General features: G+C 58.5%; 23 protein-coding genes. 4 read left to right on the forward strand and 19 right to left on the reverse strand.

Features of this window, described 5'->3' with window-relative positions; all coding sequences use genetic code 11:
• Window positions 1-31 precede the first annotated feature (31 nt).
• From K288_RS0127130 to K288_RS0127160, 6 genes are all read right to left on the reverse strand, one after another.
• Complete coding sequence (locus tag K288_RS0127130) at window positions 32-1,891, reverse strand: AMP-binding protein (RefSeq protein WP_027582397.1); 1,860 nt, start codon at window positions 1,889-1,891, stop codon at window positions 32-34.
• Window positions 1,892-2,136: 245 nt separating this feature from the next.
• A complete protein-coding gene (locus K288_RS0127135) occupies window positions 2,137-2,922 on the reverse strand; it encodes a response regulator (RefSeq protein WP_084799740.1) in 786 nt (261 codons plus the stop codon).
• Window positions 2,923-3,167: 245 nt separating this feature from the next.
• Window positions 3,168-3,587, reverse strand: coding sequence for a hypothetical protein (locus tag K288_RS0127140; protein WP_027582399.1), 420 nt, complete (start codon window positions 3,585-3,587; stop codon window positions 3,168-3,170).
• Window positions 3,588-4,303: 716 nt separating this feature from the next.
• A complete protein-coding gene (locus K288_RS0127150) occupies window positions 4,304-4,753 on the reverse strand; it encodes a tautomerase family protein (protein WP_027582401.1) in 450 nt (149 codons plus the stop codon).
• Between the two features lie 124 nt (window positions 4,754-4,877).
• Window positions 4,878-5,267 carry a tautomerase family protein gene (locus K288_RS0127155; protein ID WP_027582402.1) on the reverse strand — a complete coding sequence of 130 codons (390 nt, stop codon included), beginning with the start codon at window positions 5,265-5,267 and terminating at the stop codon, window positions 4,878-4,880.
• Between the two features lie 162 nt (window positions 5,268-5,429).
• Window positions 5,430-5,735 carry a MarR family transcriptional regulator gene (locus K288_RS0127160; protein WP_343208577.1) on the reverse strand — a complete coding sequence of 102 codons (306 nt, stop codon included), beginning with the start codon at window positions 5,733-5,735 and terminating at the stop codon, window positions 5,430-5,432.
• Between the two features lie 244 nt (window positions 5,736-5,979).
• Here K288_RS0127160 and K288_RS50865 point away from each other — a divergent pair, with 244 nt between their 5' ends.
• Window positions 5,980-6,387: a tautomerase family protein gene (locus K288_RS50865; protein ID WP_160169005.1), complete on the forward strand. Its 408-nt coding sequence runs from the start codon at window positions 5,980-5,982 to the stop codon at window positions 6,385-6,387.
• 82 nt (window positions 6,388-6,469) lie between these two features.
• Here the strand turns inward: K288_RS50865 and K288_RS0127175 are convergent, their stop codons facing one another.
• Both K288_RS0127175 and K288_RS0127180 read right to left on the reverse strand, forming a co-directional pair.
• A complete protein-coding gene (locus K288_RS0127175) occupies window positions 6,470-7,702 on the reverse strand; it encodes a CaiB/BaiF CoA-transferase family protein (protein WP_027582406.1) in 1,233 nt (410 codons plus the stop codon).
• A gap of 2 nt (window positions 7,703-7,704) precedes the next feature.
• A complete protein-coding gene (locus tag K288_RS0127180; protein WP_027582407.1) occupies window positions 7,705-8,472 on the reverse strand; it encodes an enoyl-CoA hydratase/isomerase family protein in 768 nt (255 codons plus the stop codon).
• Between the two features lie 369 nt (window positions 8,473-8,841).
• On the opposite strand from K288_RS0127180, the gene K288_RS0127185 reads away from it, so the two are divergent.
• Window positions 8,842-9,774, forward strand: coding sequence for an AraC family transcriptional regulator (locus K288_RS0127185; RefSeq protein ID WP_244443268.1), 933 nt, complete (start codon window positions 8,842-8,844; stop codon window positions 9,772-9,774).
• 203 nt (window positions 9,775-9,977) lie between these two features.
• Here K288_RS0127185 and fahA read toward each other — a convergent pair whose 3' ends face one another.
• From fahA to K288_RS0127230, 8 genes are all read right to left on the reverse strand, one after another.
• Window positions 9,978-11,330: a fumarylacetoacetase gene (fahA, locus tag K288_RS0127195; protein ID WP_043160807.1), complete on the reverse strand. Its 1,353-nt coding sequence runs from the start codon at window positions 11,328-11,330 to the stop codon at window positions 9,978-9,980.
• Window positions 11,331-11,399: 69 nt separating this feature from the next.
• Window positions 11,400-13,064, reverse strand: a complete 1,665-nt coding sequence (gene actP, locus K288_RS0127200) for a cation/acetate symporter ActP (protein WP_244443270.1) — start codon at window positions 13,062-13,064, stop codon at window positions 11,400-11,402.
• Window positions 13,065-13,087: 23 nt separating this feature from the next.
• Window positions 13,088-13,405 carry a DUF485 domain-containing protein gene (locus K288_RS0127205; protein ID WP_027582411.1) on the reverse strand — a complete coding sequence of 106 codons (318 nt, stop codon included), beginning with the start codon at window positions 13,403-13,405 and terminating at the stop codon, window positions 13,088-13,090.
• 320 nt (window positions 13,406-13,725) lie between these two features.
• Complete coding sequence (locus K288_RS0127210) at window positions 13,726-15,357, reverse strand: long-chain-fatty-acid--CoA ligase (RefSeq protein WP_084799746.1); 1,632 nt, start codon at window positions 15,355-15,357, stop codon at window positions 13,726-13,728.
• 51 nt (window positions 15,358-15,408) lie between these two features.
• Window positions 15,409-16,608, reverse strand: coding sequence for an ABC transporter substrate-binding protein (locus K288_RS0127215; RefSeq protein WP_027582413.1), 1,200 nt, complete (start codon window positions 16,606-16,608; stop codon window positions 15,409-15,411).
• 399 nt (window positions 16,609-17,007) lie between these two features.
• Entirely contained in the window at window positions 17,008-18,339 is a 1,332-nt protein-coding gene (locus K288_RS0127220; RefSeq protein WP_051334749.1) for an MFS transporter, read from the reverse strand.
• A gap of 184 nt (window positions 18,340-18,523) precedes the next feature.
• Window positions 18,524-19,318, reverse strand: a complete 795-nt coding sequence (locus K288_RS0127225) for a class II aldolase/adducin family protein (protein ID WP_027582415.1) — start codon at window positions 19,316-19,318, stop codon at window positions 18,524-18,526.
• Between the two features lie 25 nt (window positions 19,319-19,343).
• Window positions 19,344-20,165, reverse strand: a complete 822-nt coding sequence (locus tag K288_RS0127230; RefSeq protein WP_027582416.1) for a class II aldolase/adducin family protein — start codon at window positions 20,163-20,165, stop codon at window positions 19,344-19,346.
• A gap of 313 nt (window positions 20,166-20,478) precedes the next feature.
• Between K288_RS0127230 and K288_RS46685 the strand changes: the two genes are divergently transcribed.
• Both K288_RS46685 and K288_RS0127240 read left to right on the forward strand, forming a co-directional pair.
• The gene (locus tag K288_RS46685) at window positions 20,479-21,060 is read left to right on the forward strand and encodes a LysR family transcriptional regulator (RefSeq protein ID WP_051334750.1); all 582 of its coding nucleotides are present in this window, start codon (window positions 20,479-20,481) and stop codon (window positions 21,058-21,060) included.
• A gap of 534 nt (window positions 21,061-21,594) precedes the next feature.
• Window positions 21,595-22,476 (forward strand): alpha/beta hydrolase, encoded by an 882-nt coding sequence (locus tag K288_RS0127240; protein ID WP_027582417.1) that lies wholly within the window; start codon window positions 21,595-21,597, stop codon window positions 22,474-22,476.
• A gap of 129 nt (window positions 22,477-22,605) precedes the next feature.
• On the opposite strand, the gene K288_RS0127245 is transcribed toward K288_RS0127240, so the two are convergent.
• Genes K288_RS0127245 through K288_RS0127255 form a run of 3 tightly spaced genes read right to left on the reverse strand, consistent with a single transcriptional unit; the run spans window position 22,606 to window position 25,228 of the window.
• On the reverse strand, window positions 22,606-23,265 hold the full coding sequence (locus tag K288_RS0127245) for a glutathione S-transferase family protein (protein ID WP_027582418.1): 660 nt from the start codon (window positions 23,263-23,265) through the stop codon (window positions 22,606-22,608).
• Between the two features lies 1 nt (window position 23,266).
• Window positions 23,267-24,007, reverse strand: a complete 741-nt coding sequence (locus K288_RS0127250; protein ID WP_027582419.1) for an SDR family NAD(P)-dependent oxidoreductase — start codon at window positions 24,005-24,007, stop codon at window positions 23,267-23,269.
• A gap of 18 nt (window positions 24,008-24,025) precedes the next feature.
• Window positions 24,026-25,228 (reverse strand): CoA transferase, encoded by a 1,203-nt coding sequence (locus K288_RS0127255; protein ID WP_027582420.1) that lies wholly within the window; start codon window positions 25,226-25,228, stop codon window positions 24,026-24,028.
• Between the last annotated feature and the right edge of the window lie 14 nt (window positions 25,229-25,242).

The following is a 25,242-nucleotide window of genomic DNA, read 5'->3' on the forward strand; positions in this document are numbered from 1 at the left end:
AAGTGGATACCGGTTCGCGAAGAAAACGCGTCTAGACCACGATCACGCCGACGCCCGTCGGCCGCCCGTAGAGCATCTCGACCTGCTCCCGACGTCTGTTGAGCACTGCCCGCTGGTTGATATAAGCTTTGTCAGTGATCTCACCTGCCCCGAGCGAAGGTGGCTCGTCCGACAAGATGAAGCTGACAATTCTTTCGCTGCTGCCGGTGGCTTTGTTGTGTCTTTGTAGGCGCTCCCTGATGAACGCGATCACACCGGGGTCGCAACATAGGTCACGATCCTCGGCCTTGTTCGACCCTGTAGCGTACTGCTTTGCGCGCGCCGAATTGAGCCAAGCCAGTAACGCACAGCGGTCTCTATTCTCCCCCGCTATCACGACGTCCTGCAGCACGCCTTCCGTCGCCGCAAGCAGAGCCGTGCGAAGGGCGCCCGCAACGACCCACGTACCATTCGACAGCTTGAAATTTTCGGATACCCGGCCGGCGAAGCGAAGACCCATGTTCGGGTCAGCCGGATCTACGAACGAGACCAGATCGCCTACTCGATAAAAGCCCTCCTCATCGAACGCCGCGCGTGTGGCGTCCGGCATCTCGAGATAGCCGGGTGTGACGTTTGGTCCCTTGACCCTCGCTTCGTAGGCATCCCCGTGTGGGACCAGCTTCAGTTGAATACCCGGGGCCGGAAGGCCGATCTCGCCGGGTTCGCTGCCTGTCCAATGCGTCGCGGATATCAGCGGTGCCGTTTCCGTCGCACCGTAGCCGGACAGGATCGGAACGGGCCGGCCAATGGTCGCGATCGCCAGTTCCTTAAGCTTATCCAGAGTCGGACGCGCAATCGCCGATCCTCCATACATCAATGCATCGAGACGACGGAAGAACGAGGTCCTCAACTGAGGATCTGCGGCCAGGGCTTCGCAGAGTAGCGTGTACCCCCCAGGAACGCTCAACATCTTTGTGGGCGACACCTCCTTGAGATTGGCGATCGTGCGATGAAAAAGATGTGGAAGCGGCCGGCCATCGTCGATGTAAAGCGTGCCACCATCCCTGAGCACGCCGTGCAGAATGATGTTGCTTCCCATAGTGTGATGCCAGGGCAGCCATTCGACCTGCACCGGCCAGCGACTGTCATCGGCGTCGCTCGACACCAGCAGTGCCGTCATCTCGATCGTACACATCATCATTCTGTGGGTATTGATGACGCCCTTCGGCAAACCGGTCGAGCCCGACGTGAAAAGGATCTTCGCCGGCCGATCAACGTCGATCGACGATAAGCGCTCGAAAAACGCGGGTTCTGGTTCCGTCGAATAAAGTCTCTCCAGTTCGACTGCCTCGGCTCCGGCTCCCTCGCTGGTGATCCATGTCGCGCCGGCGAATTCGCGAATTCGCCGCGCCGCAAAGTATGGCTCCCGGCTCTGCGCGAACACGAAGTTCGGTCGCAACACCTTCGCGATGTCTTCGATGCGGGCCATCCCGCCTGGCAACAGGCTGTAGCTCGGAGAGATCGGAGCCACGACCACGTCGATGGCCATCGCCGCGAACATGACGATCGCATGCTCAATCGAGTTACCGGACAAAATTGCAAGTCGATCGCCGCGAGCAGCGCCCAGATTTATGAGGCCCTGGCCGGCCGCTTGAACTCTGCGCCACATTTCTCGATAGGTCATCTCCTGCCAGCCGCCGTCCGGCGTTCGCTGCGCGAGAAAGATGCGATCCGGCGCCCTGCTCGCCCATTCCGACAGCAGGTCGAGAACCGATCGATCGCTCGATCTGAACTCGATGGGAGATTTCAGTATCTTCGTCCCATCGGAACGATCATCGATGAGAACCTGCCGTGGTGCCAACCGCAATTCGCGGGAGCTGACAGGTGAAGCATGCTCTCCGACTGAGTCCATCATTGTCTCCATATGGCAACCGCCAATAAACCGGATTCCGATCTCTCGCCCCTCGAAAGCGAGCCGACAACACAGCCCGTCGTCTTGAGACCATCTGCGCGTTCGCCGCACTGGCGCTACAGATGCGTTCGGTTACATCGAAAGAACACCCGCCGAAGAACATCAGACAATCAACATTGACGCCCGGTAGTGACACGATGACGTGACGGCTGCGCTGTTCCAACTAGGATGAAGAACAACGCCAATTAATGAAGTCGTTCGACGACGGCGTCGAACAGGTATCCGACGCCTCGCGCAGTTCTGATGAGAGACTTCGCTGCCGCACCTCGCTGAAACAAGCGCCGAAGCCGCAAGACCTGAGCATCGATACTCCGGTCGAAAACATCTTCGCGTGCTTGTACGGCCCTTAACAGGAACCCGCGGGACAGTGGTGTTCTTGGGGCGTCAAGAAATGCAAGCAGCAACGCGTAGGTCGACCTGCTCAACGAGGAGGAGCGACCGGTTGGATCGATGAGGCGGCGGTCCAGAAGCCTGAGCGTCCAGCCATCAAACTTGTAGGTGCCACGTTCTCGCGGCCTGTAGACTTGATAGCGCCCTAATTTCTGACGCCTTTCTATCGCTCGCGCTTGTGCCCAGAACTCGTGCACATCGAATGGTTTATCGATGCAGACATCGGCGCCAAGCTCCAGCGCGATCACACGATCGAACGCAGTTAAGCGGCGGCTCGTCACCAGGATTGGAACGTCCGAGATCGCTCTAATTCTTCGCAGGTTATCGAAACCGTCCTTTCTCGAAGACTCGATATCCAGGAGGATTAAACTCGAGTGACTGCGTTCGACCAGCACTGGTAGATCGTCGGAGAACCGGACTGCCTGCACGCGACAATCCCGAGACGATAGAAAGCGCGAGAGTTGCTGCTCAAGAGACTCATCGTTATCGACGAGAAGAATCTCGCTTGGACTGCTTGTCATCAGTCGCGGAGAAGCTGCGAATAACGAATGTTGTCCCGTCTTGATCCGTCGTTTCCGCATTCTTTTTCTGAAATGCCGTGAAGTGCCTCACTACTGCTGTTCGGCTACTTCCTCCGGCAAGGCGCATCCATTACGATCCCATGAGTTGGTCGGCGCATTGATGTTAGCCTTGAAAGCAATCGTATCGATCATTCGGCCGATCCCGGCTGGCTCACGACTGGATACTGTCCTGACGGCATCGGGGCTTGAAATCGTTCGCATGAGATTGAGGACGCGAGGAGCCGCCCCAGCCGCTTCGGGATGGTTTAGAGCCATTCGTGCGGGGGACGCTTGTTAAGAAATGCACCAGTTTGACGCTCAGTGCATTTTAGAGGAGCGGTCAGGACAAACGCTTCGTCCTGAGCTGAAACGCCCAGGCCCTTCGTCACGACACGCAGGGGATGATGATGCGCGACCTCGGGGGCAACGTCCCACCCGTTGGTGTGCGAGGCCATACCATCCACCGCGCTTCGCGCGATGATGCGGATGCGATGTTCGAGCGGCTGCATGAACCACTCTTGGACGACGCGCGGGCATTTCGGATGCTCCGGCTCGTCAGTGCTTGTCAGCATGCGCAACAGATGTGCAGCGCCGCCCCACAGTGAATGGACCAGATCTTCTGCAGCGCGCCGGATCAGCCGTCCAAGTTGTGCGCCCACCTCGGCAGCTCCGTTCGATGCGCTCATCGCCAATCCCCGTCGATCGGAAACTGGGACAGACTAGGCCGGACGCTGCTACTATGTGATGTCACATCAAGCGACCGCGTTACCGATGGAACGTTTTGTGTGATAGACGACGATTTTGTCGTTCACCTGCATTTGACCCGCGAGAGATAGTCCCTTCTTCGGAAAACGTCGAAAGCTCATCGCACCGGAGTGCTGGCCAACGCAGTTCGATCGGGATTTTACCAGCGAGCCGGCGCCCGCACTGGGGCAGCGGCGGATCTACCTTCCGCGCGGAAAGTTGCTCGGGGGCTCATCGTCAAAGAATGCGATGGTCTACAGGGTGCAGCCGTCGAGGGAGGTGATCATCGCCCGGCTCGCACCTTTCCGAAATGGCGCGATAGATATGTACCCAGGGCAAGAAATCCGACGATAATCGTCAGACAGTCCAGGTTCGGTCCTACGGCGATGGGACAGAGCGAGACCAGGGCTATCCCGACGAAAAGGTTGAATGAGCCCCAAAGAAAATTAAGGAACGGCGACGAATTACCGACCCCTCGTGGCTTCGCGAAAGGCGTTGGAAACGCCGCTCCCTGCAATCCCGCGCTTAGATGCGGGATCGAATTGCACAAAAAGGCGCCGGCAAAGAATAGAACGACTAAGTTCATGGTCAGTGCCTTCTCCCGGAAACGCGCGATGTTCGACAACGGCTCTTTTGCTTCGTACATCCTGCCGAGCGATTATGATTGCTGCTCCCTTCCAATGCTCTCAAGGCGTTCGCGCTCGCTGCTAGGCAGCGACGCTGTCCATGCCGCCTCTTGCCCAGGCTCAGGCAAATCCCGGCCGAACTCGATCATTTGACTTGCCGGAAGATCCGCGATGTAAACCCAGATGCAACTTGGATCGATACCCAGTGCGGCGATGCCCTGCACGATCTCTCTCATTATCTTGCTTTTGGTTTCTGACGATCGGCCGGCCCGAATCGTTCCATGAACGAAGACCTGATCCCTACCCAGCAGCGCGCCACCCAGATAATAGTTACCCTGTTCGACCTCGTTGAAGATGACCTGGGCGAAGTATTTCGGCGCGCCCGTCGCCGCGCAGTGGGACTCTGTGATGCAGCGCGCAATCGCAGCTCTTTGCGTCTCGGCAAGACGTCCCTTTGGCGCTGTGACTTGATAGGTTGGCATGGAATTTTTCTCCGGTTGATGAGGTCTGACGAAATCTCATCTATTGTCCTCTGTCAGACGGCACGCCACAGATCGATCGGTGCTTACTTTGGGGGCAGCGGTACTGCGCGCCGCCCTCTTAAGGCTACTTCGGGGCGTACTGCATCTCGCCATTGCCGAATGACCAATCCTCGCGTGCGGCATCGACCAGGCTGATGAAAATATCACTCTTGGCCAAACCTGTTTTCGCGTGAACGTCGTCTGCAATTCGCTTGTAGAAAGCCTTCTTCGTCTCCGTTGAACGCCCTGCCACCCACGTCACCTGGATGAACACAATGTTCCGGGAATACTGGACACCGAGATAACCCTCTGCTGGGTATACGAGCTCGGAGTCGTCGTGACGGGTCACGATCTGGAACTTGTCATGCGGAGGTACATTCGCGACCTCGATCATGGCCGTGTAGACCGCATCACCGATTGCGCGCGCCACTTCGGGCGACGCACTCTTGTTCAGATCAATACGTACGAGCGGCATCTAGTTTCTCCTTTGACGGGCATGGTTCAGAACGCGTACGGCCCGCCTCTGTCAGACGTAAGACTTGACGGCCCGCAACCTGATGCGGGCAGTCGGTCGAGCACGCGTCCGATAGGGCGCAAAACGGGCTTTAAGCCATTGCCACAGGTTTAAGCGAAAGCATCATAATGCACGGAGTGCGTTGCGAAGATTTTCGGCCCCCGCCACGCCCAGCTTGACCTCAACGATGCGCTGCGCCTTTTCCCAGAGTGGAACACCTCTCGCGAGGACCTTGTGACCAGATCTCGTCAACGACACCACACTCTCCCGACGGTCCTTGCCCGCTTCCAGAGCAACCAGACCTAAACGCTCGATGACCCTCACGTTACGTCCGATGGTCGACCGATCCAACTCGGCAGCCGTTGCAAACTCGGTCATCGTCAAAGGGCCGCTGCGATCCAATATTCGCAGCAAGCCGAATTGAGCCACATTGACTCCGAGCCCTGAAAGCGCCTCGTCATAGACCGAGGTGAGACGCCGAGCGGCCTCCCTCAAGGTCGTGCAAAAGCAAAGTGACTCTGACATTTTGCTTGTATATACCCAGGATGGTCTCCTGAGCAAGTCACGTTGCGAGCGTCCGTGGCTACTGGCTTGACGGATTTACATGTATATGCAATTAATATTCGTCCTCCTGTTCGAGGATTGACCTGGTGCGAAAATCTGGAGGCATGTAGTGCCCGTTGCCAAGTTCCATGTTCATCAAGGCCGTTACGACAGCGAACGCCTCGATCGTCTCGGCAAGGCTGTCCAGGCCGCCCTCGAATCCGTCCTGAAGATCCCTCCGGAAGACTATTATCGTGTGTTTTACGAACTGCCGCCCCAGCGCTTCGTGCACACGCCGGGCTTTCTAGGACTTGAATACTCCAAGGACTTTGTCCTCCTCGAGCTCACCTTCATCAGCGGTCGCTCGAGCGATACTCGCCTGGCCCTGCTGAAGGAGATCAACAGTCGCGCCGTCGAAGCGACAGGCATATCGCCCGACGATATGGTCGTTCTGATCTATGAGCTCCCGGGCGAGAACATCTCTTTTGGACAAGGACTTGCCCAGCGAGCTCATATTTCACATACAGCTTCGTCTTGAAACGGAAAGCACCAAGAGCGAAGCGTAATGGCACGAAGGAAGGCCGGCAAACGTCGACCTGATCGTTGACTGCTCGAACCTGTTAGTCTTCGAAAGCAGAGAATGCTGTGCGACGACTAAGCAAGACCTTGCGCGCTTTCATCTCCGCGATTTGGTCCGCCGGGACACCGCGCTCGGTCAAAATTTCTTCGTTGTGCTCGCCTTGGAATGCCGGTGCTCCGGCCGGGGGCAGTTTTGAGCGGCTGAATATCCACGGATTTCCCGGCATTCGAACCGATCCGCCGGCGCGATCGTCGACGCTCACAACCGCGTTCCACTCTTTCACCCAATCGGAAGCGGAAAATTCTTCCGTGGTTCGGACCCTGCCGACGGCGAGTCCCGCCTCGCTTACCTGGGCCTGTAGTTGTTCCAGGCTGTCGAACGTGCCCAACCAAGCCCGTATCTCCGCGAGCAGTGGCGCCAGGTTGCGCCGCCTCGACTGTGCGGTCGCGTAGCGCGGGTCCTCCAGAAGATCATTTCGCCGCATCATGGCGCAGTATCGCTGAAACATCGGCGAATAGATTGGGCTGCCAGCAATGGTTAGACGCGTCCCGTCTGCCATCTCAAAGATGTGCGATTCGTTCGCCGACAGTGCGATGGGTTCACCATCGGTGTCGATACCCGACAACAACGCACCCGCCCGCTCATTGACCGACAGCATGGTGGCAGCCATCGACACATCCACGTGCTGGCCTTCGCCGGTGCGATTGCGATCCTGCAAGGCAGCGAGAACCGCTATTACGCCCTGCAATCCTGTATAGACGTCAGCGTGACTGCACGCGTCGCCGCGCGCCTCCGTCAAGGCTTCGCCGAAGTGGTCTTGCACGATCGCCGTCAGGCCTGTTTCGGCCTGCACCGTCGGGGCAAAGGCGGGCCGGTTACGCCAGGACGTCGATTGCCCGTATCCGCTCAGTGAAACATAGATGATGCGGGGATTGTAGACGCGGATATCGTCATAGCTGAGCTTGAAACGCGCCAGCGTACCCGGACGAAAATTCTCAACGATAATGTCCGCCTCGCGACACATTGCGGTGACAATCTCGCGGGCCTCGGCATAGTTCAGGTCTAAACTGAGATTGCGTTTTCCGGCATTCTGCTGGACGTAGTAAAGTCCGATGCCGGTGACGTAGGGCAAGCCGACGCGGCCCAGATCGCCGGATGGAGGCTCGATCTTGATAACGTCCGCACCGAGATCGCGCAGCGCTTTGGTGCAATGAGGTCCGGCCAGCACGCGCGTGAAGTCGACGACGCGAAGACCTTCCAACGGGGCAGGCATCATTAGTCTCCCTGAAAGACAGCGGTTGCGGGCCCCGTCGCGAAAAAGGCATCGGCTCCACGCTGGCGATCCTTGGTCTCCCAGATCATCGTGTTGATCTCGACCTGGCGCGCATCCGCGGCCGCAATTCCGCCCCGCGCTTCGAGGTTCGCTTGCATCTTGATTCCCTTGATGACTTGCGTCGGTCCGGCAGCAAGTTGCCGCGCCCATGTCATCGACGCTGAAGCCAGCTCGGATTCAGCGACCACGAGATTGATGATCCCCCAACGCTCGAACGCCTCCGGCGTATGTCGGCGTCCAAGCATCGCAATTTCCTTTGCCCGCGCCACGCCGGCACGCTGAGCCAGACGTTGCGTTCCGCCGAGCAAAGGCAACAGACCGACAGCGACCTCCACCTGGGCAAGAAACGCCGTGTCTGCAGCAATGATCATGTCGCACGTCAGTGCAAGCTCGAGGCCGCCGCCTAATACGCCACCATTCAACGCCGCAACGGTGGGGACTGGCGCATCCTCAAGCGCCCGCAGCATGGACTCCAACTTGGCCTGGTCAGTGTGGATGAGCGTTGTTTTGCCCCAGGACTGCATCTCCGCCCCGGCGCAGAAATGGCGCTGCGAACTCCGCAACAAGATCGCGCGGCAGCCATCGGCGATGACAGCCCGATAGGCCGCAATGAGATCCTCGATCAACGCGTCATCGATCAGATTGTGAGGCGGCTTCGCCAGCGTCACCACGCCGACTTTGCCGTCGATTTCATGCCTTACCGTGGTCATCTGCTCCCCTTCGCTTTTTTCGACGATCTCAATTCTGTGCGGGCCAGCCGGCTCAGGAACATGCTCGGAAGCAATGCTCCTCCGATCCCGTCCGGTCGGCGCAGCCGCTGAATTGAAGTTGTGTCCGCGCAGCCCTCAGAACAACGTCTAATTCTGCCAATGATGGTGTCATAAACTGCCAAATGGCGCTTGGCTTACTATTCCGGCGAGTTATTTTGTGCCATCTATGGTGTCCTGGACAGCGAAGGTCGGAGCACAATGAGGCTCGTTAAGGTCGTTACCCCGGTCTCGGGCGATCCCGACAGCCGAACACAGATCCTGGTTGGACTCGGAGCCCTTGCGGCGGAATTGGCCGCGGAAGGTGTATCGGTGCACGACCTGTTTGCCCGAACTGGCGTGACGGTGGACCAATTGGAGGATGTACACGCACGTATCTCGCACCGACAACGACTGGCAATCTACCGAAACGCGAAGAAACTGGCCAAGCGGCCCGACATCGGTCTTCTGGCCGGTGCGCGACAGAGGATCAGCGATTACGGCATTTACGGCTACGCGATGGTGAGCAGCAGAACGTTCGGGGACGCGCTCATGTTTTCGCTTGACCATGTCACGATGGCGGGTCCCGCAGTTCGTCAGATCAGTTTCCGCATCGACGGAACGACAGCGATACTGCGCAGTCACGGTTTGGATACGCTCGGCGACGTCCTGCCCTTCGCCGCAGAATTCTGGCGTAGCTCGATGACGTCCCTGTTCAGCCGGGTCCTTGAGGCGCCGTTTCCGACCAGGCGAATGGTCTTTCCATTTCCACCGCCGGTACATTGGCGAAATTACGAGCGGATGTTCAACTGCCCGATTGATTTTGGTGCCGAGACCATGGAATGGCATTTCCACGCCGACGTTCTTGGCCAACTCTGTCCGAACGCCAACCCGATAACCGCCAAGATCTGCCAGCAGGTTTGCGATGTCGTGCTAACGGAGAGTCCGGGCGAACCGGAACTTGCTCGCAAGATACGCGCAGCCTGCCTGAACAGCCCCAACCGCTTTCCGGCCGCGAGCGAGACCGCGAGCGAACTCGGCCTCTCCGTCCGTACGCTGCATCGAAAACTTGCCGATAACGGACTTTCATACCAATCCATCCTTGACGGCATGAGACGCGCGCTTGCGACCGAACTGCTCGAAAATACCCACATGGCCATCGACCAGGTCGCCGAGCGAGTCGGCTTCGCGGATGCTACAAGCTTCCGGAAGGCATTCAAGAAATGGACCGGCCACTCGCCAAGCGATTTTCGCCCGCGACGTTAAGAGCCGGTCGGCCTGTACGTGCGGACTCTAGTAGCCAAGGACGAGCAGCAGGAGCGCTCGACCAGCGACGACAAGAGACAGGCCTGCCGCAAGCACAATGAGTTGACCGAAGTAGAATTCATCTGTGTCAAGCTCCGACAAGATCGCAAGCGGGTACATGTTTAGCGATGAACACGGCATGGCGTTCTCCCTCGATAGTCGTCCTAAACCGCTTCTTTGGTCACGATTGGCGCCGCCCCGGAAATGCGACCTGTACAGCTCCCGAATCCGACGGACGCGAACCCTCCTCGACTGCATCGCCCCTTGAACGTGATCTCGTCACCATCCTGCAGGAAGCTGCGACGCTCACAATTTGGCAGGCCGACCGGCTTCGCGCCGGCGGCTGTCAGCTCCAGCATGCTGCTGAGCTCCTGCGGGCTCGGTCCGGAGATCGTCCCTGTGCCTATGAGGTCGCCGGCCTCGAGGTTACACCCGTTCACCGTGTGATGTGCGATCATCTGGGCCGGCGTCCAATAAAGATAACGCGCGTTCGATGTCAGAATACGGACTGCGGGCGCAGCCCCGCTCCGCATCTGTTCGGTTGAAAGATAAACTTCGAGGTCGACATCAATTCCGCCAGCAGCCTGATCCGCCTCATCCAGCAAATAGCCAAGGGGACGAGGATCACCGTCAGGACGTTCCATCGCCGCCACGCGGAACGGTATCAGGGCATCTGACGTCACGACCCAAGGCGAGACAAATGTTGCGAAGCTCTTGCTCAAAAATGGTCCGAGCGGGAACATTTCCCAACGCTGAATATCCCGCGCGGACCAGTCGTTCAGCAGCGAGAATCCGAGAATTTCTCGTCCTGCCTCTCCGATCGGGATCGGATGTCCGATGCCGTTGCCGCCGGAGTGGTAGAATCCCATCTCAAGTTCGAAATCCAATCTCTCACAAGGTCCGAACTCCGGCGCCCTACCCGGTTCGGACGGCGGACGCTGCCCGAGCGGCCTCTTGATCGCGCCTCGACCGACTTGTACGGACGATGCCCGCCCATGATATGCGATTGGTATCCATTTGTAGTTTTGCGGAAGCGGGTTCTCCGGCGTCAGCAACGCGCCCGCGGCACGTGCATGGTAAATGCCAGCGTAGAAATCAGTGTAGTTCCCAACATCAGTGGGACGGTACATGGTGCATTGATCTATGGGCGCGAATAGATCGGCAGCACGTCGCTTTGTGATATCCGCGCTCGTTTCCCGATCGAGAAGATCTGCAACGCACCTGCGCAACCTTCGCAACGTCGATCTACCCTGCCCGAACAGTGCATTAAGCGTTGTCTGTTCAAAGACGAACGAAGGAAGGGACGAAGGAAGGAGTTCAAGGCTACGCGCGCGTTTCAGATCGAAAATCTGATCACCGATCGCAACACCGATCCTTGGCACCGGATCTCTCGAAGTGCTGAAGATCCCAAGCGGAAGATTCTGGATCGGAAACTCCGTGTCCGGATCATTTGCCGATTCGACAAAGCTTCGGCGAGCCGGATCGTGGGTCTCATCGACCTCATCGACATCTGACATAGCAACTCCCATGAAACGGTCTGGCAACAGGCATCCACATCCTCGGCCGCGAGTCTCTCCGCGTCGGCGTCATGAGGCCGACGCGGCCACACCTCCGGTCTGTGCGATTGCGGCAATTCCGGTTTCGGACCTGATGAACTGGGCGTCAAACGCGCCTCGCTCGCGAGCGGCCCTTTCACTACGGTCCGTCACTGAGAATAGCCAGACACAAAGGAACGCGAGCGGCATCGAGAACAAGGCCGGGTTATCGTAAGGGAATGGCGCTGATGCAAAGTGGAACGCCGCCACCCACACGGTTTTGCTGAGAACCACGAGCAGCACGGAGCTGATGAGTCCCGCGAGCCCGCCTGCGACGGCGCCGCGCGTTGTAGTTCCGCGCCAGAAAATGGCCATGGCCAGCACAGGAAAATTGCAGCTCGCGGCAACCGACAAGGCAAGCCCCGCCATGAAGGCCACGTTCTGGTTTTCGAATGCGTAGGCCAGAAGCACCGCGACGACGCCGATGACAAGCGCCGCGATCTTCGAAATCCGCACCTCCAGCAAGTCGGACGCCCGACCGCGCGCAATCACCTGGCCGTAAATGTCGTGACTGATCGCGGATGCACCCGCAAGCGTCAGCCCAGCAACGACTGCCAGGATCGTGGCGAAGGCTACCGCCGAGATGAAGCCCAGAAGAACAGGACCACCCATTGCGTGGGCCAGGTGAATCGAGGCCATATTCGGACCTCCGATGAGATCGGCAACCTTGTTGAACTGTCCCGATGATCCCACGTTGAAGTATGAGCCATCCGACATCAGGATTGCGACGGCTCCGAAACCGAGCAGCGGGATCATAAGGCAAAAATACGCTACACACGTGGTAGCGTAGAACACCGACTTGCGTGCGCCGGCCGCGTCCTTGACGGTGAAAAAGCGCATCAAGATGTGGGGCAGGCCGGCGGTGCCGAATACGAGCGCAAGACCGAGAGAGATTGCGGAGATCGGCTCAGCAAACAGACCTCCCGGCGCCAATATGGCTGCGCCCTTCGGATGGATCTTGCTGGCCGTCGCGAACAACTGTTCGAAGCTGAAATTGAAGTGCCACAAGACCGTCAGGGCCATCAACGTCCCGCCGGTCAGGAGCAATGCTGCTTTGGTGATCTGAACCCAAGTCGTTGCCTGCATACCGCCTACTGCGACATACAGAGTCATCAGCACGCCAACCCCGACCACCGCGACGAGATAGTGCACACCGAACAGCAGCTGAATGACTTTGCCCGCCCCGATCATCTGCGCAATCAGATAGAATAGAACAACCACAAGGCTGCCGGTGGCGGCCACGAGGCGGATTGGCGTTTGATCCAGGCGAAATGCAGCGGCATCCGAAAATGTATAACTGCCAAGGTTACGCATTCTCTCGGACATCATGAACAACACAATGGGCCAGCCCGTGAGAAAGCCGATAGCATAGAGCAGGCCATCGAAGCCGTTCGCGTACACGAGGGCGGAAATTCCGAGGAACGCCGCCGCGGAAAGGAAATCGCCGGCGATCGCAAGGCCGTTTTGCAGTGGGGTTATTGCATGGCCGGCGGTATAGAAGCCAGCCTTCGACTTCGTGCTCCCGGCCGAACGGTAGGTGATCAAGAGCGTCACCAAAACGATCAGCAAGAACATGCCAATCGCCACTCCGTCCGTGCCGCGGTCGCGCGTCGCGACAGATTGCGCCATTGCAATGGTTGGCGCCGCCGTGAACATCATCGCCATCAGCCAGCGTCTCATCATTGTCCGAATTCCTCAAGCAAAGCACGATTCAATGGGTCGAACCGGGAGTTCGACTGCTGCACGTATAGCCCCGTCAAGATCACAACGAGCACGATCATCGCAAACGCGAGACCGAGCCCGACGGGTATGGCGCTTCCGGCGATGTTGGCTCCGAGCGCACTTTGTGCGGTCGAGATCAGGGCTATGAAGCCAAAAAACATGATCAACGTGATGATCGACAAGCTCCAGCGGAGCTTGGCGCGCGCCGAAGCCAATTGCCTGAACGTCGGGTCCGACAGTATTTCTTGCGTCTGACAATGCGCGGATTGCGCCATCGTGATGCTCTGGGACAAATTCTTCCTGTCTTCGGCCGTGCAAACCTCGGCCGGATGACAGATCTTCCATGGTGGCATCTTTGCCCTCCTGCTTTAGCGTTCCTTCCCTGTTTGAAGCTTTAGGGGCCCGAAACCCGCCAGCAAGGTCATTTGGTGCCAAAGTGCAGGTGATTTCCTGCCAACGTCCTCGTTCTGTATCTTCGATTGGCGAAGCGCTTTGGAGAGTCCGAGGTTCAACCTCCATACGAGAACTGTAAATGCTGCGGACTAGCGTGGTCGCCGCTCCCACTTCGAACTCTGACTACCGCCGCCTGAAGCGTTCAGATTTTCTCATCCGTCTTCTCGAGCGTCGCATAGTGCCCGGCAAAACGCTGACGCAGCTCCATCTTTTGAATTTTTCCGGTCGCGCCGTAGCTGAGCGCGTCGGCAAACACGACATCGTCGGGGATCCACCACTTCGCGATCTTGCCCTCAAGATAGGCCCTGATCGACGCCGTTGAGACGCTGAACCCGGACTTCACTACGACCACGAGCAACGGCCGCTCTTCCCATTTGGGATGAGGAATCCCAACCACGGCCGCTTCGGAGACGCCAGGACATCCGGAGACGACGTTCTCGATGTCAATCGAACTGATCCATTCGCCACCGGACTTGATAACGTCCTTGGCGCGATCGGTGAGACGAATGTCATTGTCGCGGTCCATGACGGCGAGATCGCCGGTATCGAACCATCCGTCCTGCAGCACTTCCTTGTCGTTCCGAAAGTAGCCGGAGATCACCCAAGGACCACGCACCATGAAACGGCCGCTCGACTTGCCATCCCGCGGCATCTCTCGACCCACATCATCGGCAATTTTGACATCGACGCCATAGATGGGCTGTCCCTGCGAAGTCTTGCGATCGCGTTGATGCTCCGCTTGAAGCACTTCCGTTCGTCTCGATGGCTGGGGGCTGGTGCCACATGGGCTCGTCTCCGTCATGCCCCACACGTGATTGACGGCGACGCCAAGCCGCTCGAAACCCTCGATCAGGCTCGCCGCGGGCGCCGAACCGGCGACCACGATGCGTCGAAGTGTTTTCGGCTTGATGCCGGCGCCTTCATAGTGGCGCAACAGATTTGAATAGTGCGTGGGGACGCCGGCTGTGACTGTCACGCCCTCGTCCTCGATCAGTTCCGCAATCGAGGCACCATCCATCTTTGGCCCCGGCAACACCAGCTTTGCACCGACCATTGGCGCTGCATGAGTCATCCCCCAAGCACCATTGGCGTGGAACATCGGGGTCATCGGAAGAATGGTGTCTCGTGCTGAGAAGCCCATTGAATAGGCGCCGGTGATCGAAAGACAATGCAGCACGTCCGAGCGATGCGAATAAAGCACGCCCTTGGGATTGCCCGTCGTTCCCGATGTGTAGAACAGCGATGAGGCTGAAAGCTCGTCGAATTCAGGCCACTCAAAGCCGTCGTTGCCGGTTTCGATGAAATCCTCGTAGCAGTGCAGGTTCGGCAGAGATGCTGATACAGGCATTTCTGCGCGATCGACCATCAGCACCATCAATCGGACGGTCGATAATTCAGGCGCCAGCTTCTCCACGAGCGGCAAGAAGCTGCTGTCGAAGAACAGCGCTTTGTCTTCGGCGTGATTGGCGATGTAGGAAATCTGTGCGGGTATGAGCCGCGGATTGATCGCATGCCACACTGCACCGAGACCAGTCACGCTGTGTTCCAGCTCAAAATGCCGATACGTGTTCCAGGCAAGGGTCGCCACGCGATCGCCATTGACGACTCCGTGGCGATGAAGAGCATCCGCAAGCTTGCGTGTGCGCCGAGCCGCCTCACTGTACCCATACCGGTGAATCGGTCCTTTGACCGTCCGGGAGACGATCTCGGTATCGGCGTGAAAGCGATCTGCATGCCTGAGGAGCGATGAAAGCAGCAGCGGTTGGTTCTGCATCAATCCCTTCACGACGTCTCCCTTGCGGTTGATGCGATCAAACGGCACCGGTTATTCGGATGCCGCGTCCAGCACCTCGCCAAACAGATCCCAATGCGTCCCCGTCCAGCGCTGCAACCGCATCTGGGTGAAGTTCATGTTGATTTTATCTGACGTGTTGACCTTGATACCCGGCTGCACCGTCGGAAGCGCAACGTCCTTGAAACTCCTGGCTTGCTTGATGATGTTTTCACGAGACAGATCATCACCGCACTGCCTGATAAGCTGCTCAAGCAGCTTCCCCTGGGTGTAGCCGAACAGGTAGTTGTTATCGGCTATATCGATGCCGGGCATGTATTTGTCGACGAAGGCACGATAATCTTTCATGCCTTGATCCTGGTCCCAGATCGAATCGGTAGCATCTTTCGTGATCGAGCCGACGACCACGCCGGTCGAGATATCGAGGCCCGCGGGCTTTAGCGTCGCGCCGACGGAGCTGGACGGATAGTTCAGGACGATCAGCGCCTTCCAGTTCAGCTCGTGCGACTTGCGGATCGCCTGCGCTGCGAATTTCGGCGTCCCCGCTACCAGGAGCGCGGATGCGCCGGAGTTCTTCAGGTTGACAACGTGGGAGTCCACGGTCGGCTCGGTTACCTCATAGGAGGCCGTCACGACCCTCTTGTCGAAATCACTCTTCAGGAATTCCTTGAACGCGCTGACGTAGTCCTTACCAAGATCGTCATTCTGATAAAGAATTGCATACTTCGCATTGGGCAGCGTCTTGGCCAGGAACTTTGCATAGATCTTGCCTTCAGTGTCAAAGCTCACAAGACTCGTGGTCGTCAGTGGAAAATTAGAGACATCCGTGAATTTGCTCGACCCGGAAACGATTGCGATCGTCGGCACCCCCCGCGCCCTTAAGTACTTTGCCGCTGCTGTGTTGCCGGGTGTTCCGAGCTGGCTAAAAATGAAGGCGACCTCGTCGCTCTCGACAAGCTTGCGGGCGTGCTCGACTGCCTTCGGCGGGCTATAGGCGTCGTCATAGGCGATGTAGTTGATCTTGCGCCCGTTGATGCCTCCCCGGTCGTTGATGGATTGGACATAGGCCAGGACGCTCCGGCCGACGAGGCCAATCGATGAAGCCGGGCCGCTGAAGGGAAATATCCCGCCAACCTTGATCTCCGTCGCGGTGACCCCGGGCGTGTCGGCGGCAATTGCGGATGTCGCGAGCGCAGCAATTAGCGCGCATGCAGTCGTGAGTGCTCTGAACAAGAGGCCGTCCTCCTTCGCTGTCTCCATCCGAGCCGTCGTCCGAAGCGCGGCTTTCTTTTTGGGCCGTGGAGAAACCCACGACAATCACAAATCTACAGTTCTATTTTCGAACTTGTCAAGCAAGCAGACTGTAGCAGCTCTCTCCGCACTGCAGGATCAAGAGCCGGTGAGCCCCTAATCTCGACGATCAAATTGCGATTCGAGAGCTTATTTTGCGAATTGTGGCCCTGATCGGCTACAAATTTGAGCCGCGACTTAGCGCGCGGACAGGTTGCCAGCCACTAGTTCTTTTATCGAATTTAAGAAGGAGCGGCCTACCGCCGAAGCAAGATCATCCACTAATGTTCGCTCCGGCGCGACACGTGAGCGTCCGCACCGGAGCGAGCCAGTGTGCAAGGATCAGGAATTGGCCGAACCGAACTCTGTCGACTGATCGTGCTTCAGCACCAGGATAAGCAAGGCGGCCAACAGCGGCAGCACAGCGAGGAAGAGCAATCCTGCGACGGTGCTCCCTGTCGATTCCTTGAGCCAGCCGATCAAATAAGGTCCGCCGAATCCGGCGAGGCTGCCGATCGAATTGATCAGCGCGAGCCCTCCGGCGGCGGCCGACCCCGTCAGGAACGCCGCAGGCAGTGTCCAGAACAATCCGAATGCCGCAAAGCCGGCCATTGAAGCAATGATGAGGGCGACCATGGTGAGCGTGAGATTGCCTCCATGAGCGGATGCCGCAAGGCCGGCCGATGACACCAGGAGCGCCACCACGATGTGACGAATGCGCTCACGCTTGCGGTCGGAACGTGCCCCCCACAACACCATCGCCAGTGCACCGAATGCAAAGGGTAAGGCGCTTGCAAAGCCGGTCTGCACGTTCGACAGACCAAAGCCCTTCACGATCTGAGGCAGCCAGAACTGCACACCGTATAGACCCGCCAGGAGCCCGAAATAGACCAAACCCAGCGCAACGACCTTGGGCGACCGCAGCGCTTCGCCCAACGACAGTTTGTGTGTCGCTTCTACAGATGCACGCTCGCTCGCAAGCTTCGCCTCGAGCCACGCTTTTTGGTTCGGCGCCAGCCATCCTGCGTCCGACGGACGATCCCGGAGATAGACCAGCGCAACCAGACCGAGGATGACCGAAGGCAAACCTTCGGCAATGAAGAGCCACTGCCAGCCTTTCAATCCGAGGACGTTGTCCAGCTCGAGCAACAGGCCGCAGAGCGGACTGCCAAGCACCGCGGAGAGCGGTGCTCCGAGGATGAAGGCCGACATCACGCGTGCGCGGTATTCAGCTGGGAACCAATAAGTGAGATAGAGGATGATTCCTGGAAAGAAGCCGGCTTCGGCCAAGCCAAGCAGGAAGCGAATGACATAGAAGCCCGTCGCCCCGGTGACGAAGGCCGTACAGGCGGAAATCAAACCCCAAACGATCATGATGCGCGCGATCCAGCGCCTGGCACCAAAGCGATGCAGCGCAAGATTGCTCGGGATCTCGAGGATGAAGTAGCCGATGAAGAAGATTCCGGCGCCCCAGGCATAGACCAGCGGCGAGAAGCCAAGATCTGCGTTCATGGTCAGCGCCGCAAAGCTGACATTCACCCGGTCAAGCACACAGAAAAAGTACGCTACGACAAGAAACGGGATCAGCCGGTACGAGATCTTCAAGATCGTAGACTGCTCGACATCCTGTATCTCGGATGAAACGCGCACATGGCTCGATATGGCTTCGCTCAATTTAACCCCCCTTGCTGTCTTGTGTTTTATTGGTTTGATGAGACGGGAGCCCGCTGCAGGCTCCCGCGAGTCCGCGTCAGCCGCGGGCATTCCGGCCCGTGGCGTCGAGAAGATGCACTCTATCCATCCGCAATCACGCGACCGTGGCGACGCGGCGGCGGCGCGTCGGATCGAAATGCCGTCTCTACGATCGGAAATTCAGTCCCTGGGCATCCAGTTGGCGCACCAAGGCCGCGTAGGTGTCTTGACCGAAGCCATGATCTTTATCGAAGCCCTTCGCGACCGCGGACTGAGATTGCTGGACGGTCCTGCTCAGCACGGCCTCTCCCAACGGACGCAGCTCTTGCCCGATCTTCATGGTGTTGACCTGCACCTCGCAGGCGCGCTGCAACTGATACATTCGGAAGAACGCGGCGGCTGCCGTTTCACCACAGGCAAGGAGCCCGTGGTGGCGAAGGATCATGTAGTTCTTGTCGCCGAGGGACTTCACCAGCCTTTCGCGCTCGGCCAAGTCGATCGAGATGCCCTCGAAATCGTGGTAGGCAACCTGGCCGTAGAGCTGCGCACCGTAGAAATTGTGCGGCGACAGGCCGTGCTCCGAGCACGCCACCGTCACACCCTCCGTCGTGTGGGTGTGCACGATGTAATGCGCGTCTTCTCGCGCCATATGGATAGCTGAGTGGATTGTAAATCCCGGCGCGTTGACGCGGGCGTTGCTGCCATCTACCACGCGGCCATCGACATCGATCTTGACGAGATTGGACGCGGTGATTTCGTTGTACAACAGGCCGAACTGATTGATCAGGAAGTGACGTTCGGGCCCAGGCACCCGCGCGGTGATGTGGTTGTAGATGAGCTCCGTCCAGCCGAACATGTGGCAGATGCGATAGAAGGCGGCGAGGTCCTCGCGCGCCTTCCGCTCTTCCGTCGAAAGGTTAGCCGCAGCAGTCCCGACCGCGGGCCTCGCATGCTTGTTCATCGTCGTGTTCCTCCGCTTGTCGCGATCAGTCGAGAAAGTCCGGTTGCTCTTTCAGGATGCGCGCATACAGGGACTGAAACTGGAACCAGCCCGTAAACGCAGTGCCGATGATCTGGAAAGCCTGCTCGGCGGACTTTTCCGAGATCATCTTGAGCGGCTGCCCGCTGCGCGCGGCGGCGGCTTCCGCGAGCAGCTGGACCTGGCAGGAGCGCTCCATGGTGATGAACCACCACGCCGCCTCATCCACAGTCTTGCCGACAGTCAGCAGCCCATGGTTCTGGAGTATTGCGGCCTTGCCGGACCCGAGCGCTTCGGCGATCCGCTGCCCTTCGTCCAGCTCGACGGCAACGCCGCCATAGTCATCGTAAAGCGCATGATCGTTGTAAAAGGCGCAGACGTCCTGTGAGATCGGATCGAGTTTCCGCCCCAGCGCGGCGAACGCCCGCCCATAGGTCGAGTGTGCATGCGCGGCACCAACGGAATCGGGCCGCGCGGCATGAACGCGCGAATGAATGGCGAAGGCCGCGGCATTCACCGGCCGGCCGCCCTCGACCACCTTGCCATTGTGATCGACCCTTATCAGGTCGGACACCTTGATCAGGCTGAAATGCATTCCGAACGGATTGACCCAAAACGTGTCCGTGAACTCGGGATCGCGAGCCGTGATGTGTCCGACGACCCCCTCATCGAAGCCAAACTTGGAAAACAGCCGAAAGGCCCCAGCGAGCCGCTGCTTACGATGCAGCCGCTCTTCCTGGAGGGTCGCGAACACCGGCGGCTGCGGCAGATCCGAGTACATCTTCACTGCTTCGGTTGTCGGGCGATCGATTTTCTGGACGACGTTCATGTGGTTCTCCTCTACTGTGCTTTGCGCGGTCGCTTCGGCCTGCGCTCGCCGCTTCAAGCAACCTCGAACAGGCGGCGATGCCATGACCTATCCGCGTATTCGCTAGTTGCTTGGTAATGACCGGGCACCGATTCCCGGTCGATTGACCTCTCAGCGGTCAAATGTCCTCCCTGTCGGCTTGCGGTTTTTTCCGTCGCGTGCCGCGCGCACGTCGTGGAAACCGCGTTGCTTGTGTTCGTGGTTGATGTCAGCATGGTGAACTGCAGCCGACCCAGCAAATGAAAATCCTTGCGATCATATGAGTCCAATTCACATGCAGCGCTCGCGATCTTCCTTGCCGCCCCTGTCCACGCTTCGTGCCTTTGAAGCCGCCGTCAGATTCGGCAGCTTCAAGGCAGCAGCGGAAAACCTCCGGCTGACGCAATCAGCTATCAGTCATCAAATCCATTCGCTTGAAACGCACTTCCGCGTGAAGCTGTTTGTGCGTGTCGGAAACAAGCTGGTCTTGACCACGGATGGGAAAAGCTATGGAGCCTCCATACTGAAGGCATTCGCTGAAATGAGCCGCGCGGGCGAAGGTCTCCTGAATCGCAGTGGCAGCGAGATTATCAGAATCAGCGCCTCTCCGAGCTTCGCAGCTTTTGCTGCACTGCCTCACATCGGAAAACTGAAGGCCATGAATGGATCGCTCGATGTGCGGCTTGAAGCACGCAACACCAGTGTCGACTTCGATGCTGAAAGCATCGACGCGGCCATTCAGGTCGGGGTACCGATTGAGCGCGGGCTCAGCACGCACCGCATTTTTCGGTCGAAAATCGCTCCGCTCGCCACCAAACGCTGTGCGATAGATACGGCGTCATCCGGACAGAGCGGGACGTTGCGGCACTGCCGCTAATCGAGCTCAACAACGTTCCCGGTTTATGGGAGCAATGGTTCGCACAGGCTGATGCGAGCATCAAGCTACCGGATCTCGTGCTATCCAGCGATAGTCTGCTTGCGGCTTTGCAAATGGCAGAGTCGGGCGTCGGCGCCGTATTGGCTCCCCTGCCCTTGGTGGCACCGTTGGTGGCGTCCGGGCGGCTCAAAGTCCTGCTTCGACCTCGCTCGCTACCAGAGGCCCCAGATTTTCATTTGGTGTATCGGACGGCGGATGCGAACACGGCGAGAATCAAATCAATACGCCGGTGGCTTAAGGACATCGTCGTTTCGCTGGAACGTCAGGGCAGCGCCTGCGAGCGTTTGCGTCAGTGAGTTCAACATGCCGCATAGGATTTTCCCCGAGGAGGTTCTGTTCAACTTTTTCTTACGGTATAATATGTTTGACGTCATACCAACGGGCGTGATCCGCGCTGAACGGAATGTGACGGGCTACTTTGCTCGCGGAGGCCCAACCTTTTAATCACCGCCGCGAGAGAGCTTCGGAGGGAAGATGCCTGAACAGACGGATATGTTTCCCGGGTTCGAAACACACTCTATCGAGACAAGCCTTGGTCGGATCTTTGCGCGCAGCGGAGGCAAGGGACCGCCATTGCTGTTGCTGCACGGCTATCCTCAGTCGCACGTAATGTGGCATCGCGTGAGCCCGGCACTAGCAAATCATTTCACGTTGTTTCTGGTCGATCTGCCCGGTTACGGCGCGTCAGACATACCTCCGAGCGACCCTGATCACCGGTCGTACACGAAGCGCGCGATGGCACAGGCCATGATCGAGGCCATGGAGCGATTGGGACATGAACAATTCGCGCTGGCCGGTCATGATCGCGGCGGTCGAGTCGGCTATCGCTTGGCCCTGGATCACCCGCGGCGACTTAGCAAGCTGGCATTGCTCGACATCCTCCCAACCTACGATTATTGGAACAGCCTCAATCGGCTCTCGGCGCTGCGCATTTACCATTGGACGTTCCTGGCCCAGCCCTCTCCCGTTCCGGAAGATCTGATTCGGGGGGATCCAGGCTATTTTCGACGCATCTTCGATGCCAAGTTCGATCCTGTCGCTGTCGAGCACTATCTGCATTCGTTGGAAGATCCGCGCCGGATACACGCAATATGCGAGGACTATCGCGCCGGAGCTTATGCGGACTTCGAGCACGATGAGGCAGATCTGACCGCCGGGCGAAAGATCGAAGTCCCGCTCTACGTAATATGGGGAACGAAGGGCATTGCCTCCTCGGCAGGCACACCTATCGAGGTATGGAAACGGTGGGCAACGAATGTAACGGGATCTGCCGTGGATGCCGGGCATTTCATGTGCGAGGAGAACCCTCACGACACGAGCCAAGCCTTGCTGGACTTTCTCACTCGAGCGCGATGATTTTTCTTCGAAGCATCATCCCGCTCTATCTTTTTGTTTGAGCATGACCTCGGCGCAAAACGCTTCGCGTTTGCCGCGAGGGAAAACCGGTATCCACTTTTCCGGATCATGCTCCAGCAACGCTTGCCTCTAAGGTGAGGCATGCCCTCCGGGACTGTTTGCCTTCTCGCCAGCGCGATAGCCATCCCGCGCAGTCGTACGCGACAAGTACGATTCGGCGCTGTCGCAGATCCCGACACCATAGTCGATCGCCCAGATCAGACACGTGGTCAACAGGATGTCGGCAGTGGTGAATTGATCTCCCATCAAGTAGGATCGCCCGTCTCTCAAGGCGACGTCGACGTTCCGCAGCTGGTCCCTGAAATACTCCCCGGCGCGTTGGACGACGTCCGGAGCGTGACCATAGAGATGCGCCAGCCCTTTGACTGTACCGTGTCTTCGCATCACATAAAGACTGGTTGAATCCAGCTCGGTGACGATGAAGAAACACCATTCGAGCCACTTGGCGTAAAGCATGGGATCATCGGGAATGAGCGAGATTTCGCCATTGCCGTAACGCCGCGCCAGATAGGCGACGATCGCCGCACTTTCGCCGATGGTCAGCTCTTCGTCTTGCAGTAACGGGATCTTCTGGCGCGGACTTAAGGCCGTGAACTCAGCCGTTTTGGTTTCCCCTGTGCGCGGCAGGATCGGACGCACGTCGTATGCAAGTCCGAGTTCGTGGAGGGCCCAATGCGGTCGGATTGTCCGAGATGTCCCTGCGCCCCAAAGAATCAGATTGGCGGTCATCTCACCAGGTCTCCGCACTCGGCCGCAAATCCAGCTCATGAGTCCAGCCGTCGCGACTCTGGTGATGAGCGAACCAGTAGGCTTCCGCAATCGAAGACGTCTTGGTCAAGCTATCAGGCTTGATCGTTGCAGTATCCACGCCCGACGCCTTAAGGCGCTGATGGATCGCAGCACTGTCGATGGCGGCATCGATGATCAGATGCACAACGTGAATGTCTTTCGGCCCCAGTTCGCGTGCCATCGCCTGCGCGACCGCCCGCAATCCGAATTTCGCGGCCGAGAAAGCCGCGAAGCCCGTGCCGCCTCGCAGGCTCGCCGTCGCGCCTGTGAACAGGATCGTACCCCGGCCACGCGGCAGCATGTGGCTGGCCGCCTCGCGGCCGACCAGAAATCCCGCGTAGCAGGCGAGTTCCCACGCCTTGAAGAACAGCTTTTCTGTCGTCTCGAGGAGAGGTTTGTTGACGTTCGAACCGGCATTGAACAGGCAAACCTCGATTGGCCCAATCTCCTTTTCTACTGTAGCGAACAGTCGCTGCACTTCCTCTTCCTTGCGGGCGTCGACCGAAAAGGCATAGAAAGGATGCCCCATCGCTCTCAACTCCTCACCCAACTGATGGGACTTCTCGGCCTCTCGTCTTGCGATACACACTGTGAAGCCGCCTTGCGCAAAGCGCTTCGCTACTGCTGCACCAATCGCATCGCCGGCTCCGACAAGCAGCGCCACCTTTTCAGCTTTTGACATGTAAGCGTCTCCAATTCGTCAGTTGGCTGCAGTCCGCACTGCTTTTTCCGCGATCATTCTCTCGACATCAGCATCGGAGAATGCCAGCTCCCGGAGCACGTCGCGGGTATGTTCACCGATGCGCGGCGCTGGTCCCCGGATCGCCGCCTCATTCACGGCAAATCGCGCTGCAGGTTTCGGCTGCCGGACCCGCCCCACGTTGGGCTGGTCGAACTCGGTAATGATGCCTCGCGCCACCACCTGCTCGTTCCGAATGATCTCCGACCGCCGCAAGATCGGCGCACACGGCACGTCGGCAGCATCGAGCCGCTCGAGCCATTCCGCTGTGGTGTGCCGCTCGAAGTATTCCTGCATCTTGTTGATGCGCGCGGTGGCATTCACAGAGCGCGCCGTCGGCGTCGCAAAGCGCTCGTCATTTGCAAGCTCCGGATCCCCAGTTGCCTTGCAGAATCCTCGCCACTCCGAATCCGAAATCGTGCCGCAGGTCAGATATCCATCGAGCGTCTTGAAGACCAGATCCGGGCGGTCGTTGGGATCGCCGGCCTGCTGTTCGCTGCCCACGACCATGTACTGCATCATGCCTTCCGGCCAGAGGTAGGAGATCATGACATCCAGCATTGCAACGTGGATATGATCGCCCTGCCCTGTCTTCTCCCGGGCGTAGAGCGCCGATGCCACCGCTTGCGCGGTGAAGACGGCAGTCGTCTTGTCAGCGACGATGGTCCGGATCATCTGGGGACGATTGGTTGCCGGCTGGGCCTGGATGTCCGCAAATCCCGATAGGCCCTGGATGATAGGATCGTAGACCCGCTTTCTCACATACGGCCCGCTGTCACCGACGCCGCTGATCGAAACGTAGATCAGTCGAGGATGCCGCTCGCGCAGTTCGTCCGCGCCAAGACCGAGCCGCTCCATGGTCCCCGGGCGAAAGTTCTGCACAAGCACGTCGGCCTGCGCAACGAGGCGCGCTAGAATCTCTCTTCCGGCATTGCTCTTGACGTCGACGGAAAGCGATCGTTTGCCTCGATTGGAGGAGATGAACAGCGCCGAGAACTCGCCCGCTTTGTCAATGGTCGCCCGGCTGCGCCGTGTGATATCGCCGTTGATTGGCTCGATCTTCAGGACGTCCGCTCCCTGATCGGCCAGAAACATCGTAGCAAACGGTCCCGAAACGACGCCGGTCAGGTCCAGCACGCGAACACCCTCTAACGGTCCTGCCATTGGATTCTCCTCAA

The sequence above is a fragment of the Bradyrhizobium sp. Ai1a-2 genome, assembly GCF_000426245.1.
In the GTDB taxonomy this organism is placed as follows: domain Bacteria; phylum Pseudomonadota; class Alphaproteobacteria; order Rhizobiales; family Xanthobacteraceae; genus Bradyrhizobium.

Bases quoted from the DNA above. Each gene is read 5' to 3' on its own strand.
- K288_RS0127150 (WP_027582401.1), bottom strand. From the start codon at position 4,753: ATGCCAACCTATCAAGTCACAGCGCCAAAGGGACGTCTTGCCGAGACG.
- K288_RS46685 (WP_051334750.1), top strand. From the start codon at position 20,479: ATGCAGCGCTCGCGATCTTCCTTGCCGCCCCTGTCCACGCTTCGTGCC.
- K288_RS0127130 (WP_027582397.1), bottom strand. From the start codon at position 1,891: ATGGACTCAGTCGGAGAGCATGCTTCACCTGTCAGCTCCCGCGAATTG.
- K288_RS0127230 (WP_027582416.1), bottom strand. From the start codon at position 20,165: ATGAACGTCGTCCAGAAAATCGATCGCCCGACAACCGAAGCAGTGAAG.
- K288_RS0127225 (WP_027582415.1), bottom strand. From the start codon at position 19,318: ATGAACAAGCATGCGAGGCCCGCGGTCGGGACTGCTGCGGCTAACCTT.
- K288_RS0127250 (WP_027582419.1), bottom strand. From the start codon at position 24,007: ATGTCAAAAGCTGAAAAGGTGGCGCTGCTTGTCGGAGCCGGCGATGCG.
- K288_RS0127205 (WP_027582411.1), bottom strand. From the start codon at position 13,405: ATGGCGCAATCCGCGCATTGTCAGACGCAAGAAATACTGTCGGACCCG.
- fahA (WP_043160807.1), bottom strand. From the start codon at position 11,330: ATGTCAGATGTCGATGAGGTCGATGAGACCCACGATCCGGCTCGCCGA.
- K288_RS0127210 (WP_084799746.1), bottom strand. From the start codon at position 15,357: ATGCAGAACCAACCGCTGCTGCTTTCATCGCTCCTCAGGCATGCAGAT.
- K288_RS0127140 (WP_027582399.1), bottom strand. From the start codon at position 3,587: ATGAGCGCATCGAACGGAGCTGCCGAGGTGGGCGCACAACTTGGACGG.
- K288_RS0127135 (WP_084799740.1), bottom strand. From the start codon at position 2,922: ATGCGGAAACGACGGATCAAGACGGGACAACATTCGTTATTCGCAGCT.
- K288_RS0127245 (WP_027582418.1), bottom strand. From the start codon at position 23,265: ATGACCGCCAATCTGATTCTTTGGGGCGCAGGGACATCTCGGACAATC.
- K288_RS0127155 (WP_027582402.1), bottom strand. From the start codon at position 5,267: ATGCCGCTCGTACGTATTGATCTGAACAAGAGTGCGTCGCCCGAAGTG.
- K288_RS0127255 (WP_027582420.1), bottom strand. From the start codon at position 25,228: ATGGCAGGACCGTTAGAGGGTGTTCGCGTGCTGGACCTGACCGGCGTC.
- K288_RS0127180 (WP_027582407.1), bottom strand. From the start codon at position 8,472: ATGACCACGGTAAGGCATGAAATCGACGGCAAAGTCGGCGTGGTGACG.
- actP (WP_244443270.1), bottom strand. From the start codon at position 13,064: ATGTTCACGGCGGCGCCAACCATTGCAATGGCGCAATCTGTCGCGACG.
- K288_RS0127175 (WP_027582406.1), bottom strand. From the start codon at position 7,702: ATGCCTGCCCCGTTGGAAGGTCTTCGCGTCGTCGACTTCACGCGCGTG.
- K288_RS0127240 (WP_027582417.1), top strand. From the start codon at position 21,595: ATGCCTGAACAGACGGATATGTTTCCCGGGTTCGAAACACACTCTATC.